Annotated in this window: 15 protein-coding genes and 2 pseudogenes; 6 read left to right on the top strand and 11 right to left on the bottom strand. The window is 62.1% G+C overall.

Annotation, left to right across the window (positions count from 1 at the left end):
- The first annotated feature begins 796 nt into the window (after positions 1 to 796).
- Both ACM5SV_RS24970 and ACM5SV_RS24965 read left to right on the top strand, forming a co-directional pair.
- Positions 797 to 1,876 carry a YihY/virulence factor BrkB family protein gene (locus ACM5SV_RS24970; protein ID WP_003562306.1) on the top strand — a complete coding sequence of 360 codons (1,080 nt, stop codon included), beginning with the start codon at positions 797 to 799 and terminating at the stop codon, positions 1,874 to 1,876.
- A gap of 73 nt (positions 1,877 to 1,949) precedes the next feature.
- Positions 1,950 to 3,233 carry a cystathionine gamma-synthase family protein gene (locus ACM5SV_RS24965; protein WP_003562307.1) on the top strand — a complete coding sequence of 428 codons (1,284 nt, stop codon included), beginning with the start codon at positions 1,950 to 1,952 and terminating at the stop codon, positions 3,231 to 3,233.
- Between the two features lie 50 nt (positions 3,234 to 3,283).
- On the opposite strand, the gene ACM5SV_RS24960 is transcribed toward ACM5SV_RS24965, so the two are convergent.
- Both ACM5SV_RS24960 and ACM5SV_RS24955 read right to left on the bottom strand, forming a co-directional pair.
- Positions 3,284 to 3,697, bottom strand: a complete 414-nt coding sequence (locus ACM5SV_RS24960) for a cupin domain-containing protein (protein ID WP_003562308.1) — start codon at positions 3,695 to 3,697, stop codon at positions 3,284 to 3,286.
- Positions 3,698 to 3,740: 43 nt separating this feature from the next.
- Positions 3,741 to 4,505 (bottom strand): SDR family oxidoreductase, encoded by a 765-nt coding sequence (locus ACM5SV_RS24955; RefSeq protein ID WP_003562309.1) that lies wholly within the window; start codon positions 4,503 to 4,505, stop codon positions 3,741 to 3,743.
- A gap of 382 nt (positions 4,506 to 4,887) precedes the next feature.
- On the opposite strand from ACM5SV_RS24955, the pseudogene ACM5SV_RS24950 reads away from it, so the two are divergent.
- A pseudogene (locus ACM5SV_RS24950) lies at positions 4,888 to 5,336 on the top strand (carboxymuconolactone decarboxylase family protein).
- 20 nt (positions 5,337 to 5,356) lie between these two features.
- On the opposite strand, the gene ACM5SV_RS24945 reads toward ACM5SV_RS24950, so the two are convergent.
- Genes ACM5SV_RS24945 through ACM5SV_RS24935 form a run of 3 tightly spaced genes read right to left on the bottom strand, consistent with a single transcriptional unit; the run spans position 5,357 to position 8,515 of the window.
- On the bottom strand, positions 5,357 to 6,562 hold the full coding sequence (locus ACM5SV_RS24945; protein ID WP_222005011.1) for a thiolase family protein: 1,206 nt from the start codon (positions 6,560 to 6,562) through the stop codon (positions 5,357 to 5,359).
- Positions 6,540 to 8,069, bottom strand: coding sequence for a class I adenylate-forming enzyme family protein (locus tag ACM5SV_RS24940; RefSeq protein WP_003562312.1), 1,530 nt, complete (start codon positions 8,067 to 8,069; stop codon positions 6,540 to 6,542). The genes ACM5SV_RS24945 and ACM5SV_RS24940 overlap by 23 nt, the downstream gene beginning before the upstream one ends.
- Before the next feature lie 29 nt (positions 8,070 to 8,098).
- Positions 8,099 to 8,515, bottom strand: a complete 417-nt coding sequence (locus tag ACM5SV_RS24935; RefSeq protein WP_003562313.1) for an acyl-CoA thioesterase — start codon at positions 8,513 to 8,515, stop codon at positions 8,099 to 8,101.
- 52 nt (positions 8,516 to 8,567) lie between these two features.
- Between ACM5SV_RS24935 and ACM5SV_RS24930 the strand changes: the two genes are divergently transcribed.
- A complete protein-coding gene (locus tag ACM5SV_RS24930; protein ID WP_003562314.1) occupies positions 8,568 to 9,542 on the top strand; it encodes a zinc-dependent alcohol dehydrogenase family protein in 975 nt (324 codons plus the stop codon).
- A 67-nt stretch (positions 9,543 to 9,609) separates the two neighbouring features.
- Here the strand turns inward: ACM5SV_RS24930 and ACM5SV_RS24925 are convergent.
- The 5 genes and pseudogenes from ACM5SV_RS24925 to ACM5SV_RS24905 all read right to left on the bottom strand — a co-directional run.
- Positions 9,610 to 9,734 (bottom strand): annotated as a pseudogene (locus ACM5SV_RS24925) (transcriptional regulator); the annotation flags it as partial.
- A gap of 7 nt (positions 9,735 to 9,741) precedes the next feature.
- Positions 9,742 to 10,209, bottom strand: coding sequence for a response regulator (locus ACM5SV_RS24920; protein ID WP_419425438.1), 468 nt, complete (start codon positions 10,207 to 10,209; stop codon positions 9,742 to 9,744).
- A 70-nt stretch (positions 10,210 to 10,279) separates the two neighbouring features.
- The gene (locus ACM5SV_RS24915; protein ID WP_017996069.1) at positions 10,280 to 12,223 is read right to left on the bottom strand and encodes an ATP-binding protein; all 1,944 of its coding nucleotides are present in this window, start codon (positions 12,221 to 12,223) and stop codon (positions 10,280 to 10,282) included.
- Complete coding sequence (locus tag ACM5SV_RS24910) at positions 12,220 to 12,882, bottom strand: response regulator (RefSeq protein WP_017996070.1); 663 nt, start codon at positions 12,880 to 12,882, stop codon at positions 12,220 to 12,222. Before ACM5SV_RS24910 ends, ACM5SV_RS24915 begins: the two co-directional genes overlap by 4 nt.
- On the bottom strand, positions 12,879 to 14,006 hold the full coding sequence (locus ACM5SV_RS24905) for a sensor histidine kinase (protein ID WP_128449319.1): 1,128 nt from the start codon (positions 14,004 to 14,006) through the stop codon (positions 12,879 to 12,881). The genes ACM5SV_RS24910 and ACM5SV_RS24905 overlap by 4 nt, the downstream gene beginning before the upstream one ends.
- A gap of 191 nt (positions 14,007 to 14,197) precedes the next feature.
- On the opposite strand from ACM5SV_RS24905, the gene ACM5SV_RS24900 reads away from it, so the two are divergent.
- A complete protein-coding gene (locus ACM5SV_RS24900) occupies positions 14,198 to 14,656 on the top strand; it encodes an SgcJ/EcaC family oxidoreductase (protein ID WP_003562317.1) in 459 nt (152 codons plus the stop codon).
- A gap of 259 nt (positions 14,657 to 14,915) precedes the next feature.
- Complete coding sequence (locus ACM5SV_RS24895) at positions 14,916 to 15,473, top strand: DUF3299 domain-containing protein (protein ID WP_003562318.1); 558 nt, start codon at positions 14,916 to 14,918, stop codon at positions 15,471 to 15,473.
- Positions 15,474 to 15,811: 338 nt separating this feature from the next.
- Here ACM5SV_RS24895 and katG read toward each other — a convergent pair whose 3' ends face one another.
- Positions 15,812 to 18,001 carry a catalase/peroxidase HPI gene (gene katG / locus ACM5SV_RS24890; RefSeq protein WP_012755205.1) on the bottom strand — a complete coding sequence of 730 codons (2,190 nt, stop codon included), beginning with the start codon at positions 17,999 to 18,001 and terminating at the stop codon, positions 15,812 to 15,814.
- Between the last annotated feature and the right edge of the window lie 68 nt (positions 18,002 to 18,069).

The raw sequence follows: 18,069 nt of genomic DNA, 5'->3' as shown, positions 1-18,069 counted from the left end.
GGGGGGGGGAGGGGCCGCCGATGGCACATAGCGCCAGGGTGCGGCTGGCCGACGTCTGGAGCAGCGCGCATGATGCCTCCGCCCCCTTGACGGGCAGTTGCTTTCGCGTGCCAACTTGGTCGACTGCGACGCGCGTTCTGCCGGTTGCTGAGACGCCATCAAGCAACCACCATCGAGATCGCGTCCGCAGGCGGGCAGTACCTCGGTCTCGCGACGCATTATGAGGCGCGCCCAGAGAAGGCAACGGTTTGCAGGGCGAACCCAGTATTTGCCCGTTGATAACGTAAACGGCTATTGCAGGCGATTGTCACCAGCGCTATTGTTTCATCGGGCTTGCTGCACAACGCATCGGCTGCACGGTCCGGTCGCTGACAGGCGCCGGCATCAGATAGCAACAGGTGCAATTGAGGTCCAAGTCGCACTCCTTGTACGAGCTGCGCACCAATTTGCCGCCTCGCGGCCGCCAAGCCGGCCTATCGGTAAACGCGTTGAAGCGACTCCCTACCATGCAGTAACGAAACTAAAGTCCAGCATCGCTTCCATATCAGGGAGCAGCATCAGCAATATCAACGACTTATACTTTTTGAAACTACTTCGGATTTGTGGCTTTCGGCGATACCGAGCTCGGCCGTGGTGGAGTTTGACGAGCTTTCAACCGCTTCCAACTCCCAGCTGCCTGACCCGCCTGTGAAACGGACTGACCTCGGCGCCGGCCTAAATGTCCGCAAGAAAGCAACGGCTTGCATCCTTTAGCGGCACCCGACGTTATCTCCGCACCAGACCGGAGATCATCCTCATGCCTGATGTGTTTCACCCCAAGAGATTCTCCATCGCGGCGGCATTGATGGCCGCAGCGATTGGTGCACTTGTCTTGATGCAGGCACCCGAGCGCAGGGCGGTCGCCCCGCCTGAGCATACCAACCGCGCAGGTGACGATCGTGGCCGTAGCGCCAGCACGCCCGAGGCTATCCCCTTCAGCGGCCTTCGCGACGTGTTCTGGCGCGTCTTCCACGAGGTCCTCGCCGACCGGGTCACGCTGATTGCCGCGGGCGTGACTTTCTATCTGCTGCTGGCGCTCTTCCCAGCCATGGCGGCTTTGGTATCACTCTACGGGCTGGTTGCAGATCCGACCACCATATCCGAACATCTTCGCGAATTGGCCGGCCTCATGCCATCAGGCGCGTTCGATCTTATTGCCAACCAAATCAAAGAGCTCGTCGGCCGGCGTGATGCTACGCTCGGCGTGACCTTCTTCGTCGGTCTCGGCATCGCTCTTTGGAGCACGCATAGCGGCACGCTGGCGATCTTTGACGCGATGAACGTCGCCTATGAGGAAGAGGAGAAGCGGGGTCTTATCCGGTTGAACCTGATAGGCCTCTGCTTCACCTTGTGCGCGATGCTTTTGACGGTTGTCATGGTGGTGCTTGTCGGGGTCATGCCTGTTATCCTCTCCTATCTCTGGCTCGATCAATTCAAGGAGCACATGGCCCTTCTCATGCGATGGCCGCTGCTTCTGCTGGTCGTCGCGGCGGCCGTTACATCGGTCTACCGCTTCGGTCCCAGCCGCGAGCCTGCCAAGCTCCGCTGGATGACGTGGGGCGCGGTTCTGACCACGATCGCCTGGGCCGCCATGTCCCTCGGCTTTTCCTTCTATCTGGATCATTTCGCCAACTACAATGCGACATACGGCACGCTCGGCGCGCTGATCGGCTTTCTCATCTGGATCTGGCTTTCCGTGGTCATTCTAATCGTCGGAGGAGAACTGAACGCCGAACTGGAGCATCAGACTGCGAAGGACACGACGACGGGAGCGCCGCTGCCGATGGGAGCACGCGGCGCCTATGTCGCTGATACTCTCGGCGAGACCAGGAGTTGACCGCGATGATTGCTCCTCTCGTATGGTTTTGATGTATTCTGACATTTCTGCAGTCCCGACACAGGAGACTATGATGACCGCGCCGCATCCTTCCAAAACCCATATCGGCAATCATGCCCTGCATCCCGAAACACAGATGCTGAACTACGGCTACGATCCGGAACTCTCGGAAGGGGCGGTCAAGCCGCCGGTGTTCCTCACATCCACCTTCGTGTTCAAGACGGCCGAGGATGGCCGCGACTTCTTCGATTACGTGTCGGGCCGCCGCGAGCCGCCAGAGGGGAAGGGGGCGGGCCTCGTCTACTCGCGCTTCAACCATCCAAACAGCGAGATCGTCGAGGACAGGCTCGCCGTCTACGAACGAACGGAAAGCGGCGTGCTGTTTTCATCCGGCATGGCGGCGATCGCCACCACTCTGCTCGCCTTCGTCCGGCCGGGGGATGCGATCCTGCATTCGCAGCCGCTCTACGGGGGGACCGAAACATTGCTGGCAAAGACTTTTCTGAACTTCAGCGTCGCCGCCATTGGATTTGCCGACGGCGTCAGCGAAGGATCGGTGCAAAAGGCGGCGGAAGAGGCGATGACCAAGGGCCGCGTCTCCGTCATCCTGATCGAGACGCCTGCCAATCCGACCAACGGCCTGGTCGATGTCGCGATGATCCGACGCGTTGCCGACATGATCGGTGCAAGACAGGGCCATATGCCGATCATCGTCTGCGACAACACCCTGCTCGGACCGGTCTTTCAGCGGCCGATCGAGCACGGCGCCGATATCTCGCTCTATTCGCTGACGAAATATGTCGGTGGTCATTCCGATCTGATCGCCGGCGCCGTTCTTGGTCGCAAGGCGGTGATCAAGCAGATCAAGGCCCTTCGCGGCGCGATCGGCACGCAGCTCGATCCGCATTCTTGCTGGATGCTCGGTCGTTCGCTGGAAACGCTGCAGCTGCGCATGGAGCGGGCAAACAGCAACGCGCGTGCCGTCGCCGACTATCTGCGCGATCACCCGAAAGTAGAAAAGGTCCACTATTTGCCCTACCACGATCCGGACTCGCCGGCCGGCCGGACCTTCATCGCGCAATGCACCGGCGCGGGCTCCACCTTCTCTTTCGACATCCGCGGCGGTCAGCCCGCCTCGTTCAAATTTCTGAACGCGCTGCAGATCTTCAAGCTCGCGGTCAGCCTCGGCGGCACGGAATCGCTTGCGAGCCATCCGGCCGCCATGACACATTCCGGCGTGCCCGCCGATGTCCGCCAGCGCATCGGCGTTCTGGAATCGACGATCCGCCTTTCGATCGGTATCGAGCATCCGGACGATCTGATCGCCGACCTGGAACTGGCGCTGCAGGCGGCCTGAGACACGCCGGGGAAATCGATGCCCGGCGACGCCGGGCATCGGGCATGGCGTTACTTGTCGTCGATCGTCAGTTCCGTCTCGTCGGTATCCAGCACGAACACCGCAAGCAGGCGCGCCGGCTTTGTCTTGCTGGCGTTTTTGCTGACGCTGTGATGATCGCCGGGAAATTCGGGAAAGCTTTCGCCGGCCTTGTAAACCTTCTCTGGGCCGTCATTCACCTTGCTGGTGATCGCACCTTCGAGAACGGTGGCATAGATGAAGGCCGATGCCGGGTGCGTATGGCCGGGCGAGGAACCGCCCGGCGCATATTCGACGAGCACCCCCCGCATGCTCTTGCCGGGAACATTCGGAAGCTTCTGGTCGAAAACGACGCTTACCTTAGCGTCGCCGCCTGCGGCGTGAGCCTGAGTGCCGGCGGCAAGGACAATGGCGAGCGCCGCCGCCGAGATCATTTTTCTGAGCATGTCTGGTCTCCTGCGTTGATGGGAATGGGTCGGGCGCCCGGTATCAGGCGCTCTTTTTCTGGGGCGGCTGCCGGCTCAGCCAATCGTCGAAGCGGATCTGGCCAAGCCGCGCCTTGGCCCCGGTCACGAGCGAATTATCCTCGAGTTCCACGCCGAAGTAGCGGGCGTGCGGATCCGCCACCACTTGCCGCGGATCGTTCGTCGCCTTGAAGAGACGCGTGACGATTTCGGTGAGTCGGACTTTCTCCGGCCCGCCGATCTCGATCGTACCGTTCACAGGCGTGCCGAGCGCCACCTCGGCCATGACGTCGGCGACGTCGTCCGAGGCGATCGGCTGCACATAGGCAGGCGACAGATGCACGGTCTGGCCGACGGTACCCGACTGGGCGATGCCAGCCATGAATTCATGGAACTGGGTGGAGTGCACGATGGTATAGGGTATGCTGGAGCTCTTGATCAGCTCTTCCTGGGCCATCTTGGCGCGCATGTAGCCGCTGCCCTGCAGCCGCTCCATGCCGACAATCGACAATGCGATATGATGCTTCACGCCGGCGGCAGCCCCTGCCTTGAGCAGATTGCGGCCCGACGTCTTGAAGAATTCCAGGACGGCCTTGTCCTCGAACGAGGGCGAGTTTGCGAGATCGAGCACCACCTGTGCCCCGGCGAGTGCTTCCGCCACGCCTTTGCCGGTGATCGTGTCCACACCCGAGTTCGGCGAAGCCGCCAACACCTCGTGCCCCTTGTTGCGCAATCTTTCCACGGTCTTTGAGCCGATGAGGCCAGTGCCGCCGATAACGACGATTTTCATGGGTAGTCTCCTTGTCCTTTACGAGAAATGTCCTCTGGTGACCTGAAGGTGAGCAGGCTTGCTCGGCATGCCCCCGCGCCCTCGATGAGCGAAGCGACTTCATCGGGACCGTCGCCGGTGCGGCCGGTTGAAACCGATGGGCAGGAGAATGCGCCGGATCGCGGCCCCAAACTATTCTTCCTCAGTCGCTGTCACCCTATGCGAACGCAGTAGGGAAGCTGGCTCTGCGGTCGAGGAATCCGGCCAAAATGGAGGAACATCACGTCGACAGGCATCGGCCTGACCTACCCTTGGGGCAGATGGCCGACCCGGAAAGCAAGGCGTATTCACTGGCCCGCAAGCCGAGGCTTGCGTGATCAATCCTCTCACAATGGAGATAAGAATGATCAAGCGTTTGAACTTCATGGCCCATAGAAGCAGCGGCATCGACGGCCTCGTGGCCGTTGAAGGCTGGATTGCGAAAAGCTTCGGCTCGAACTCGTCAAAGTGCGCGTTTCCCAGATGAATGGATGCGCTCACTGCTTGCACATGCACCGCCAGGACGCGCTGAAGCTCGGCGAAACGGATGACCGGCTGCAGCTTCTGAACGCGTGGCGGGAGTCGCAGCTCTTCACCACTCGGGAGCGGGCCGCGCTTGCCTGGGCTGAGGCTCTCACTCAGATCGCGAAAAGCCATGCGCCGGATGATGTTTATGAAGAGGCGCACGCCAACTTCTCGGATGACGAGCTCGTGGCCCTTTCGATCGGTGTTGCGATGATCAACGCCTGGAACAGGCTGGCGATCGGCTTTCGGCTTCAGCATCCGGCCGATCACAAACGCGCCGCCGCCTGACGGTCTGCGCCTTCGCCGGGTCAGGAAAGCTGAGCAGCCTCGAACATGGCGGTCAGCCCGATACCTCCGCCGATGCCGATCATGGCCAAGGCAGTGGCGCCGGGCGCCCCGACTTCCCCGGTGTTGCGGATCAGCTGGCTGTACAGCCTGGTAACAAGGATTGCGCCGGAGGCCCCGAACGGATGGCCCAAGGCAATTGCTCCGCCGTTCCTGTTGATCGTGTCGGCCGGAATATCGAGCTGATCCAGCGATGCCAGAACCTGGGCCGCGAAGGCCTCGTTGAATTCGATGGCATCGATGTCGGAGAGCGAAAGCCCGGGCTGACGCTGCAGCAGCTTCCTGGTCGAAGCGACCGGGCCGATGCCGAGCAGATTGGGGTCTACGCCGGCAGCAGCGCTATCGATGAAGGCAAGGCCCTTTTCGATGCCCATGCTCCTTGCCATCCCGCGGCTCATGACCAGCACCAGGCAGGCGCCGTCGTTCAGCGGGCAGGCATTACCGGCTGTCACCGAACCATCGGCCAGGAAGACCGGCCGGAGGTTTGCGAGAGCCTCAAGAGATGTGGACGTGCGCGGGCATTCGTCCCGTTCGATCAGACCGTGGCCGGTGGAGATGTCAACGATCTCGGGGCGAAAGATGCCTGCCTCGGCCGCCTGCACGGCGAGCCTATGGCTGCGCAGGGCGAATTCATCCTGTCTCTGCCGCGATATGCCGAATTGACGCGCAACGTTTTCGGCGGCAATTCCCATTTCCGGATCGCCGATCGTTTCAGGCGAAAACCGGGCGCGCCCGTAAAATCGCGGCGGCATCCCGTTCGCCTTTGGTCTTTCGACGCGCCATGGCGCGGTGCTGACGCTCTCGACGCCGCCAGCGAGAAAACACGCGCCGGCTTTCGCCTGGATCAAGCGGGCCGCGATGATGATCGCTTCCAGGCCCGAGCCGCATTGGCGGTCGATCGCAACACCCGGAACCGACATGGGCAGACCTGCTGTGAGCGCTGCCAGCCGCGCGATGTTTCCACCGCCGCCGGCGGCATTGCCCACCAGAACGTCGTCTATCGTGTCGGGTGCAATTCCCGTTTCGGAAAGGATCCGACGAATGATCGGCACAAGCAGATCTTCCGTCGCGACAGTGGCAAGCGACCCGAAAGCCCGGCCGATCGGCGATCGGTAGGCGGCAACCACGACTGGCTGCCAATCCTCGTCAGGCTGAAAGGCGTAGGACACGATCGTCTCCTGAGATCACTGATGTCTCCACTTGCCCCCTCGAGATCTTGCCGCTGCTCGTCATCGGCCAGGACCTTATATGGTAGAATTGCTTGGGGATCTTGTACTTCCCGAGCATCTGCGCGCAATGATCGGCCAGGATCTTCGGGTCCATCGTCTCTCCCGAGATGACGGCGACGATCCGCTGGCCGAAATAGGCGTCCGGCAGCCCGAAGACAACGGCATCCTCTACGCCGGGGCAGGCTTTGAGCGCGCTCTCGACTTCGGCGGGATAAACGTTGTTGCCGCCTGATATCATCATGCCGCCGGCCCTGCCGATCACCCGCAGCATGCCATCGGCATCGAGTTCGCCGAGATCTCCGACCGTCGCTCCGGCTTTTGTGACCCGGAAAGCCTGACCGTCGTCGCCCCAAAGATATCCATCCGCGATCAGGTCGCTGTCAACGAATATGGTTCCCGCCACATCGGTCCCAACGTCGTTTTCATCGGGGTCGCGAATGGAAATTCCCACGCCGGGATAGGCTTGTCCGACCCGGTCGATCGGAAAATCGATCTCGCTCCCGACAAGGGTCGAGACGGTCATGAATCCAATCTCGGATGCCCCGTAATATTCCCGGATACGGGCCTTCGGAAACAGTCGGCGCATGGACTCGACCCCGTTCCTGTCAAGCTTTGCGCCGGCGGTCAGGACGTCGCGCAAGGAGGTCAGAGCGGGTTTGCCCGTCCATGCCCTTGCAATGCCGGCTATATGTGTCGGCACGGCGACCAGCCGTTCGACGTGCCAGAAGGAGAGGGTGCGTGCGACCGCGACAGGGTCCCATTTCCGGACTGAATGGAAGGTTGCCCCGGCATCAAGAGCTTCGACCAGCGCATAAAGCGCCAGGCCATGAGCCAAGGCTCCCGGGCACATTGTCGACGGCGCATCTTCGAGCTCGAAAACGACGCGTCCCCGATCGAGGCTCCGGCGCCACTGCTCGCGTGAGCGATAATAGGCCTTCGGCTCAGCGGTGGTCCCTGACGTGAAGCCGATCAGAAAGATCTTGTCAGTATCGGCCGGCAGCTCGGCTTCACCTTCCGCCGCGGCGAACTCGAAAGCCTGCGCTCCGGCAGCCACAACAGGAATGCCGAGTCTTCGGGCAATTTCAGCACTCGGCCCGACATCGTCGTCGACAAACAGAACGTCAGGCGCCAGCCGCTCGATAATGCGTTCGATCCTTTCCGCCGGCATCATCGGGTCGATGACCGCGCAGGCATTCGGGAAAGCGGTGGCCGCCGCAAAATATTCGGCAAAGCCGATATGGTTGCCAAGGCTGAGAGCGGCAAGCTTCTCCACACCGGGCAGATCGAGCATGCGGCGGTTCGAGCGAGGGAGATCCTGGAGAAACCGATAAATTGCCTTGGCGCGCATATAGAGCTCGCCATAGCTGAGCGAATGCCCGTCGATCACCAGCGCCGGCTTGTCCGGTGTCTCCGTTGCATGTCGAAGAAGCTGCGCATGGATTGGCATGGACACCCGCGGGTTTGAACGATCGGCAATCAGCCGGGAGACAGAGCGGCTCTGGTCGCATCGGGAATCGGCGTCGGGCGGCTGTCGGAAAGGCCGACGCAGACCCAGACGAATTGCGCCGATGCGCAATGGGCGCCATCGCGCTGGCGAAAGAGTTCTATGGCAAAGGACAGGCTCGTGCGCCCGATCTTCTCCACGTCCACCTTTGCCTCGACGACATCGTCGAGATCAATCGGGCTGTGAAAGGTGATCTCCGCCTTCTTCACGTGATAGGCAACGCCCGAGGAGGTGTGACGAAAATGGCTGAGAATTTGCCGTTGCCGCAGAAACTCGACGACCGCATCCTCGCAATAATCGAGATAACGGGAGTTGTGGACATGACCATAGATGTCGATGTCTCGCATCGAGACCCGGAACGATGCTAAAGGCCTGTCGTCAACGCTCATTCGATCACCGAAATTCGACGGGCTGATCTAACCGCAGTGTGTGGGGGATGCAATGCAATATCAGGCGGTCGTGCGAAAATTCGGCCCGGCTCAGGATGTCGTCGAGCTCGAGCAGGCTGCGCTGCCGCCGCTGGCGCGCTACCAGGTGAGGGTGCGCCTGCTGGCGCGGGCGATCAATCCCTCCGATATCATCACCATCTCGGGAGCTTATAGCGGACGCACGACATTGCCTTTCATTCCCGGCTTCGAAGCGTTCGGCGTGGTCGAACAGTGCGGTGAAGAGGTTCATGGGCTTTCCCCCGGGGCACGCGTGCTGCCGGTGCGTAGCGCCGGCGGCTGGCAGGAATTCAAGGATAACGATCCCGGCTGGTGCCTGCGTGTTCCTGACGAGCTCACCGACTTCGAGGCTGCGACGAGCTACGTCAATCCGATGACGGCCTGGTTGATGCTGCATGCCAAGATCGGGCTGAGGCCGGGCATGCGCATCGCCATCAATGCCGCCGCCTCTTCGATCGGAGCGATATTGATCGGTCTCGCCAACGCGGCGGGCGTGGAACCGGTCGCCATCGTCCGCAGCGAAAGATCACTTGAGCGCCTGCGCGGCCGGGTCGAGGCTGTTATCATCGATAGGGAAGAAAGCGAAAGCGATCTGGTTGCCGGGCTCGCCGGCCGGCATGGGCTCGACGCGGTGCTCGATTGTGTCGGAGGTGCGCGCGCCGCAGTCCTCGCCGATGCGCTGCGGCCGGGCGGACGCTTCGTGCATTACGGCCTGCTTTCGGGCCAAAGCATTCCGAATTCATTCTGGGCGTCCCATCCCGATATTTCCTTTTCCTATTTTCACCTCCGGGAATGGGTTCATTCGCAAGCCATGAGCGACGTGCAGCAGGCCTATTCCGAGGTCGCGGCGCAGATCGTTTCGAAGGTCATCGCGACCGAGGTGCGGGAGGTATTCCCCCTGGAAAATGTCCGGCAAGCCCTGCAATCCGCTCTTCCCTTCCGAGCGGGTGGCAAGGTTCTGCTGGCCTGACGGGGCAAGCGCCCGCCTCGAGGCTCCTTGCGGGGCGCCTCAGGATGAGGCTCTCTTGAAGTTCGCGCTAAGCGTTTTCGTGTCGTTGCCGCGCGCTAGCGATTGCCGGGTGGTTCTGCTCGGCCCATCCAATCAGGGTTTTCATAGGAATGAGAAAGGATTGCCCGATTGCGTCAGCTCATATTCCACGCGATCCCGATCAATCAATTCGGGGACGCTCCGATTTCGGCGTTGCCAGCCCGTGTTTGGCAAGCTCCAGGGTCAGGATACGGGTTTCGAGAAGGTTGAAGATGCGCAGGATGGCCTCGATCGCATCGAATGGTTTTGTCAGAAAATCTCTGGCGCCGAGCGAAAGTGCGCGCCTGCGCGTCGGCAAGGTCGCATCGGCAGTGAGCATCAGGATCGGCAGATAGCTGTTTTCCGGGATGAGCCTCGCAAAGGTCTCGAGCAGGGCGAAACCGTCCAGATCGGGCATCATCAGATCAAGAAGAACGAGATCGACAGGATGTTCGCGAAAGAGCCGCAAGGCCTCGCGCGGCTCGGTGGTGCTGATCAGCGCCGTAAAGTCTTCGCGTTTGAGAATGCGCTCCAGCAGCGAGACATTGGCGGGCTCGTCGTCGACGATCAGGATCGTCGATCGGCGCACGATATCGGTGGAATCTGTCATGGACCCAATATTTCGTTGAAGCGATGCCGAACTGATATCAAGCGGCGCGGCCAAATCAAAGGTGATGCCTTTACGGCGGGCTTCCCATCGCAACCGGTCTTGCCTCTACCGCTGCAGGCGTGCGTGGCAGATCGACGTGGAAAGTGGCGCCGCCTTCCCGGTTGCTGAAGCCGAGCGTTCCGCCCATGGCGTCGATCAGATGTTTCGACAGCGCGAGCCCGAGACCGGTTCCATCCCGGCTGATCCGTTCCGCTCCCAGCCGATCGAACGGGGTGAACAGCCGGGAGACGCGTTCGGCCGGAATACCGGGACCGGTATCGCTGACCTCGATGCGGATACGGCCGCCATCCATCGCGCGGTGGCTGACGGTTACCCTTCCCTGGGGGCGATTGTATTTCACCGCATTGGAGAGGAGGTTGAGGAACACCTGCAGCAGACGCCGCCGGTCGGCGAGCACCGAAAGATCCGGCTCGACCGGCTCGACGACCTCGATCGTGATCTGCTGCTTACCGCAGAGCGGTCTTGCAAGCGACAAGGCTTCATCGATCACCTCGGCGACGGGCTGTGCTTCGACAGCGAGATCCATGTGCCCGGCCTCGATCCTCGCCATGTCGAGAACCTCGTCGATGAGGCTGAGCAAATGTCGGCCGGCCCTCAATATCTGCGCGACGCTCTCCCTGGACTCGGTATCGGTGACGTCCATTTCCAGAAGCTGCGCGAAACCGAGCACGGAATTCAGCGGCGTGCGCAGTTCGTGGCTCATGCGCGACAGAAATTCGCTCTTGGCGTTGCTCGCGCGGATCGCATCCTCACGGGCGCCAAGCAGGGCCTCTTCGATTTGCTTGCGCTCGGTAATATCGCGCGTGATCTTGGAAAAGCCGCGCAACCGGCCCGTCTCATCATGGAGTGCGGTCACGACGACGTGCGACCAGAATTGCGACCCGTCCTTGCGAACGCGCCAGCCTTCCGCTTCGGTGCGTCCGCGAAGGGCTGCTTCGGCAAGCTCTTCTGCCGGAAAGGTGTCCCTGGTTTCCGTGGGATAGAAGCGGGAAAAATGCTGCCCGACGATTTCCTCGGCGCCATAACCGGTGATCCGCTCGGCGCCTGCGTTCCAGCTTATCACCCGTCCTGACGTATCGAGCCCGAAGATGCCGTAGTCGCTGACGCCTTCGACCAGTTGCCGAAAGCGCTCCTCGCTCTCGGTCAGGTCCGCCTCGCGTTTTTTCAGAAGGACGCTCGCATCTTCGAGCGCCTGTCCGAGACTGCCGAGTTCATCGCGGAAGGGATCCGCCACCGTCACGACCTCGCCTTGCGACAGCCGATGCGCCTCAGCTTTCAGCGCATGCACACGGCGCACGATGCTTGCCGAAAACAGGAAGACGGCGACGAGCGCGCCGGCAAAACCAAGAAAGCCGGCTGCGATCATCAGGCTTCGCGACAGAGTGCGAACCCGGTCCGCGGCCTCGGTCCTCGCGTGAAGCAGATCCGCCTCCCGCCGGCTCATCGCGTCGATTTCCTGTCTCAGCACATCGAGGACCTGCTTGCCCTCGATGAGCTTGGCCGCAAGGTCCTCGCGTCCGCCGGCGCGCAGGATGTCGGCCTGTTTCAGGAGTTGGAGACGATCGACTTTCGCGACGACGAGAGTGCGGATGCGTTCGAGGCGGTTCTTCTGCTCTTCATCTCGCAATCGCCGGCCGACCTCGTCGAGCACGACAGGCAATCTGTCCTCGGCCCGGTTGAAGGGATCAAGAAAATCGGCTCTTCCGGTCAGCAGATAACCACGCATCGCGGTGGCCGCTTCGGCGATCGAGGCATGGATCTCTTGAATGCCCGACTGGATTTCGAGCGTTACCCGCACCTGATCCTCTGCAATCCTGCTTTGCCGGTCGGCCACGAAGACGGAAGCGAGAGCCGCAAGCAGCAGCGCCAGCGGCACAGTGATGATGACGATACCCTTTGCCCTCAGCGGCAGATCGGCGAAGCGTAGCGCCTGCCGGCGCGTCGTCGCGGTCATTGCTGCTCTTCCCTGGATGTTGACACGAACCCGCCGCGCACAGCCATGACGGCGGCTTGCGTCCGGTCGCCAGCGCCGAGCTTGCCGATGATCCGCTCGACATGGATCTTCACGGTACCAGGCGAGATTTTCAGGGCCCGGCCGATCTCCTTGTTCGTCAGGCCCTCGGCCACCTTCGACAGGACTTCGCGCTCCCGGATGGTCAGCGTCTCCAGAGCGCTGCTGTTGGTTTGCGGCTTGGTGGCCGCGCGGCGCAACAGTCTGGCCACGAGCGGGCCGTCGAAGAAGGCGTCACCCTGAAGGACGCGCCGGATCGTGCGGAGAATGTCTTCCCGGCTGGCATCCTTGAGCAGGTAGCCCGTGGCGCCTGCTTCGATCGCAGCTTCCAAGTAGTCGAGGCTGTCATGCATGGTGATGATCATGACGCGTGTCCCCGGCGACACGCGCCGGATCTCCCTCGTTGCGGCGAGGCCGTCCATGCGCGGCATGCGGATGTCGAGGAGAGCAAGATCCGGCTTGTGCAGCATACAGGCCTCCACCGCTTCGACGCCGTCGCGCACGTCCCAGGCAATATGAAAATCGTCTTCGCCGCCGATCATGGCGATAAGACCTGCGCGGGCGATGTCATGATCGTCGGCGACAAGGATCGATGCCGTCATTCTGATGTCGTCTCCTGCTGAAGAGGGGCGGCGGCGCGGACATGCGTGCCGCCCGAAGACCCGGCCTCGATCTCGATCCGGCCGCCGAGCAGCGCCAGCCGTTCCCGCATGCCGACGATGCCGAGTTGCCCGCCCCGCATCTGGGGATGGCGCACCTCCCCGATGCCTTTGCCATCGTCGATCACTTCGAGATGCGCTTCGCCCTTACCGTCCTCGAAGAGGCGCACGACCAAGCGGCTCGCCTCGGCGTGTTTGATCACATTGGTGATCGCTTCCTGCGCGACGCGATAGAAGATGATCCCGGTCGATGTCGGCCAGCGATCGGCGGCAGCATCGAGATCGGCGATCACCTCGAGATCGTCGATTGCATCGAGACGCGTGCGCAGAGCCGCGGCGACGCCGAGATCATCGAGTTCGGGCGGGCGAAGATCGGCGATCGCCGCCCTGAGATCCGCAACGGAATGGCGCGCCAGTGCGGCCAGCTGGTCGATCTCGGGCTTCAGGACATGCGCCTCGCCGATGCGGGCCGCAAGGTCCTGCAGGCGATAGCTGAGGCCTGCTGCCAGCTGCGCCGAGCCGTCGTGAAGATCGAGCGCCACTCGCTGCCGCTCCTGCTCCTGCGCCTGGATCAGCTGCGCCACGAGGGCTGCGAGCTCGCTGCGCTGCCGTTCCAGATCGCCGAGAAGCGCCTGATTTTCCGCCGCCTGCCGATCAAGATTGTAAGCGTCGGCCAGTTGACCTGCCACCACCTCCAATGTCTGCCGATCGTCGGCGTCGATGGCGCGGCCTCTGGACGGACCGATCAACGTGAGGTGGAAACCGGAGCCGTCCTGCGAGGTAAATAAGATGCTGTCGCTTCCCGGGCTCGTCGACTTGCCGACCATCAGCTGCACCGGCAGATCTCCCTGCAAGGATGGAAAAACGAGCTCGGCAAAGGCTGCTCCCGCGAAGTCGGCGAGCCGCGATAGAACCTCCTGGGCAGCCGTTTCGAAGGCTTGGGTGTCAAGCAGGTTTCGCGCCTCGATGATGAAGCGCAGCCGGGCCGCGCGCGCTTCCGCCGCCCGGTAAAGGGCCCTCAATTCCGTGACGTTCGGCGCATGCGTCGTGCCTGTATCGTGGTTCATGCCTGACGGTACTGCTCCGAGATGAATGACGCGGGCACGATAGTCATTCCGGCAGGAATGTCATCTATGCCGTTCGGCAGACCCGATCGGAGCCACCCGGCAGATGGGGCGGCGGCATTGGGCACCTTAGATGTTGGTCATGCGGTCGACCGATGCGATGTCCGCCGGAACCGCTACATAGGAAAGTCAAAATGCGTACCATCATTGCTGCCGCCCTCGTTCTCGGTTTCGTTCAGGTCCAGTCGGCTGCGGCGGCTACCGAAACCGCAACCTGTGCGCCGACAAGCGAGGCAGAAATCGCCAAGCTCTTCGACCGCTGGAATACCTCACTCGCGACGCTGAGCCCCCAGGAGGTAGCCAAGAACTACAGTGACGACTCCGTGCTGCTCGCGACCTTGTCGGACAAACCTCGCCTGACCCAGGCGGAACGGATCGATTACTTCGAGCACTTCCTGGCGAATGAGCCCAAGGGCCATATCGATAGCCGCGACGTCAAGATCGGCTGCAACTGGGCTGTCGACACCGGCACCTACACCTTCAGCCTGAAGGACGGCTCGAAGATTCCCGCCCGCTACACCTATACCTATGAGTTCAAGGACGAGAACTGGCTGATTACCTCGCACCACTCTTCGATGATGCCGGAGAAGTAAGGCTTCACCAGCCCGCAGATCCGGCAGGGAGATCCCACGTTCACCCCACGTGGGGTCCTCCTGACTGCCAACCACTCGGTCGTCGTTCCCCCGCGCTATTGCCTCCGGTCGAGGGGGGCGGCCACCGCACATCCTCTCCTTGCTCCCCGCAGAGCCCTGAGTAGTTCGCGCCGGAAGCTTTGACGGCTAAGCGGGATCGGGAGTAGCATCCACACGGCAGCGGCAAGGTGGTCAAAGCGGCCGGCCCGATGGAGATGCAATGATGAAACACGAACCTTTCCTCCTGACGTTCGCGGCGCTGGCATTTGGTTTCGCATGCCCAATTTCTGACGCCTTCGCTGCAGCTCAGCCTATTTTCTGGAACGCTTTACGGCCGGCCGATCAGCCCAAAGCGACGGTTCCGCTGTCGGGCAAGGCGGTGAGCGGCCCACAGGGCGAAACACTCGCCTGGCATGGAGAGGAGCATCCGATCGAATTGACGGGCTTCGTGCTGCCGGTCGACCAGGATGGCGATCTTGTCTACGAATTCATGCTGGTGCCTTGGGCCGGAGCCTGCAGTCACATGCCGTCCCCTCCGCCTAACCAACTGGTTCGTGTCGTTCCGGAAGAGCCTTTGCACCTGGCAAGAATGTACGAGACCGTCACCGTGACGGGTAACCTGCGGCCCGGCCTGGATCAGGCGCAATTCTTCATGATCGACGGTGACCGCGTCCTCACCTACGGCTACAGCATAAACCATGCCCAGGTAGCGACGGCAACGGCGACGACTGATCCCGATCTGCTGTCACTTTCGCCTTTCGGCATTTTGCCTCGTTAAAAGCCCCGAGACGGCCTCACGATCGGGGCACACTCCTCATTCCCTTCCTCGCGCTTGGCCCGAGGGACGTCACAGGAATCCAGCCACCGCGCGTCTGCGTGGTGAATGACTCTTATCAAAGCAAGGAAGTCTCCCGCGCCCAAGGACTTGGACGCGCTGGATCCCTGTGACATCACTCGGGCAAAGCACTGAGGGCACAGGGATGACGGAGGAGGGGTAGTCGCCGCCCAATCGAGCATCAGGCGTGCCGAGAACTGGACGGTCGGGCGGTAGGTCCGGTCTCCGATGAAAAAATGCCCGGGCGCAGCCGAAACTGCCCCCGGGCGAAATGCTGTAGATCAGACGAGATCGAAACGATCGGCGCTCATAACCTTGGTCCAGGCCGCGACGAAGTCCCTCACGAACTTCTCCTTGGTATCGGCCTGGCCGTAGACTTCGGCAAAGGCGCGAAGCTGCGAGTGCGAGCCGAAGATCAGGTCGACGCGGGTGCCGGTCCACTTGGCGGCGCCAGTCTTGCGGTCGCGGCCTTCATAGACGCCTTCCTTGCCGGCGAGGGGAACCCACTGCGTGCCCATGTCGAGCAGGTTGACGAAGAAGTCGTTCGTCAACGTCTCGGGACGCGAAGTGAAGACGCCATGCTCGGGCGCGCCGGCCTTCAGCACACGCAGGCCGCCGACGAGGACGGTCATTTCCGGTCCGGTCAGCGTCAGCAACTGGGCGCGGTCGACGAGCGCTTCTTCCGGCTTCATGAACTGATGGCGCTTGCCGTTCACATAGTTGCGGAAGCCGTCGATGCGCGGCTCGAGCGCTGCGAAGGAATGCGCGTCGGTCTGGGCTTCGGAAGCATCCGTGCGGCCCGGCGTAAAGGGCACGCTGACAGCGTTGCCGCCCGCTGCCGCCGCCTTCTCGACGCCGGCTGCACCGGCGAGAACGATCAGGTCGGCGAGCGAGATCTTCTTGGCCCCGGTCTGAACTGCGTTGAAGTCCCTCTGGATGCCTTCGAGAACGCCGATGACTTTGGCGAGCTGGGCTGGCTGGTTGGCGTCCCAGTCTTTCTGCGGGGCAAGGCGGATGCGCGCGCCGTTGGCGCCGCCACGCTTGTCGGAGCCGCGGAAGGTCGAGGCCGACGCCCAGGCGGTCGAGACGAGTTCCTGCACCGTGAGGCCGGTGGCGAGAACCTTTTCCTTCAGGTCGGCAATGTCCTTGTCGTCGACAAGCGGGTGGTCGACGGCCGGGATCACATCCTGCCAGATCAGGTCTTCGGCCGGAACTTCCGGGCCGAGGTAGCGCACCTTCGGTCCCATGTCGCGGTGGGTCAGCTTGAACCAGGCGCGGGCGAAAGCGTCGGCGAACTGGTCGGGATTTTCGAGGAAGCGGCGCGAAATCTTCTCGTAAACAGGATCGAAACGCAGCGCGAGGTCGCTGGTCAGCATGGTCGGCAGGTGCCTCTTCGAGGCGTCGTAGGCATCCGGAATGGAGGCTTCAGCGTTCTTGGCCTGCCACTGATGCGCGCCGCCCGGGCTCTTGGTCAGCTCCCATTCGAAAGCGAACAGGTTTTCGAAGAAGTAGTTGCTCCACTGGGTCGGCGTCTGGGTCCAGGTCACTTCGAGGCCGCTGCCGATGGCATCGCGACCGACGCCAGTGTTAAACTTGCTGGTCCAGCCCAGACCCTGAGCTTCGAGCTCGCCGCCTTCCGGGTCGACACCGACAAACGACGGATCGCCAGCGCCATGGGTCTTGCCGAAGGTATGCCCGCCGGCGATCAGCGCCACGGTTTCTTCGTCGTTCATCGCCATACGGGCGAAGGTTTCGCGGATGTCGCGGGCGGATGCCAGCGGATCCGGGGTGCCGTTCGGGCCTTCCGGGTTGACATAGATAAGGCCCATCTGCACGGCGCCAAGCGGCTCTGCCAGTTCGCGTTCGCCACTGTAGCGTTCGTCACCCAGCCAGGTTCCCTCAGGACCCCAGTAAAGTTCTTCCGGCTCCCAGACGTCGGCGCGGCCGCCGGCGAAACCGAAGGTCTTGAAACCCATGGATTCGAGCGCGACGTTGCCGGTGAGGATCAACAGGTCAGCCCAGGAGATGCGGTTGCCGTATTTCTGCTTGATAGGCCACAGCAGGCGGCGAGCCTTGTCGAGGTTCACGTTGTCCGGCCAGCTGTTGAGTGGCGCAAAACGCTGCTGGCCAGCCCCGGCGCCGCCGCGGCCATCGGTGATGCGGTATGTGCCGGCGCTGTGCCAGGCCATGCGGATGAACAGGCCGCCATAGTGACCGAAATCGGCCGGCCACCAATCCTGCGAATCCGTCATCAACGCGTGAAGATCCTTCTTCAGGCCGTCGAGATCGAGCTTCTTGAACTCCTCGGCATAGTCGAAGGCTTGGCCGAGCGGGTCGGCGCGGCCGGAATTGTGGTGAAGAATCTGCACGTTCAACTGGTCTGGCCACCAGTCGCGGTTGGATCGGCTGCTGCGAGGCGTATTGCCGTGTGGCACAGGACATTTGCCTGCGCTGTCAGTGGGGTTGTCCATGATCGTCTCCTTCATTGCTTGATCTCTCTGCGCGTAAAAAAGATGAGCCGAGCTGGCGCCCCACTCTC

Source organism: Rhizobium sp. CRRU65, from assembly GCF_048551595.1.
GTDB classification, from domain to species: domain Bacteria; phylum Pseudomonadota; class Alphaproteobacteria; order Rhizobiales; family Rhizobiaceae; genus Rhizobium; species Rhizobium leguminosarum_J.
Note: the sequence above shows the minus strand (reverse complement) of the source record. Positions and strands in the feature narration are given on the sequence as shown.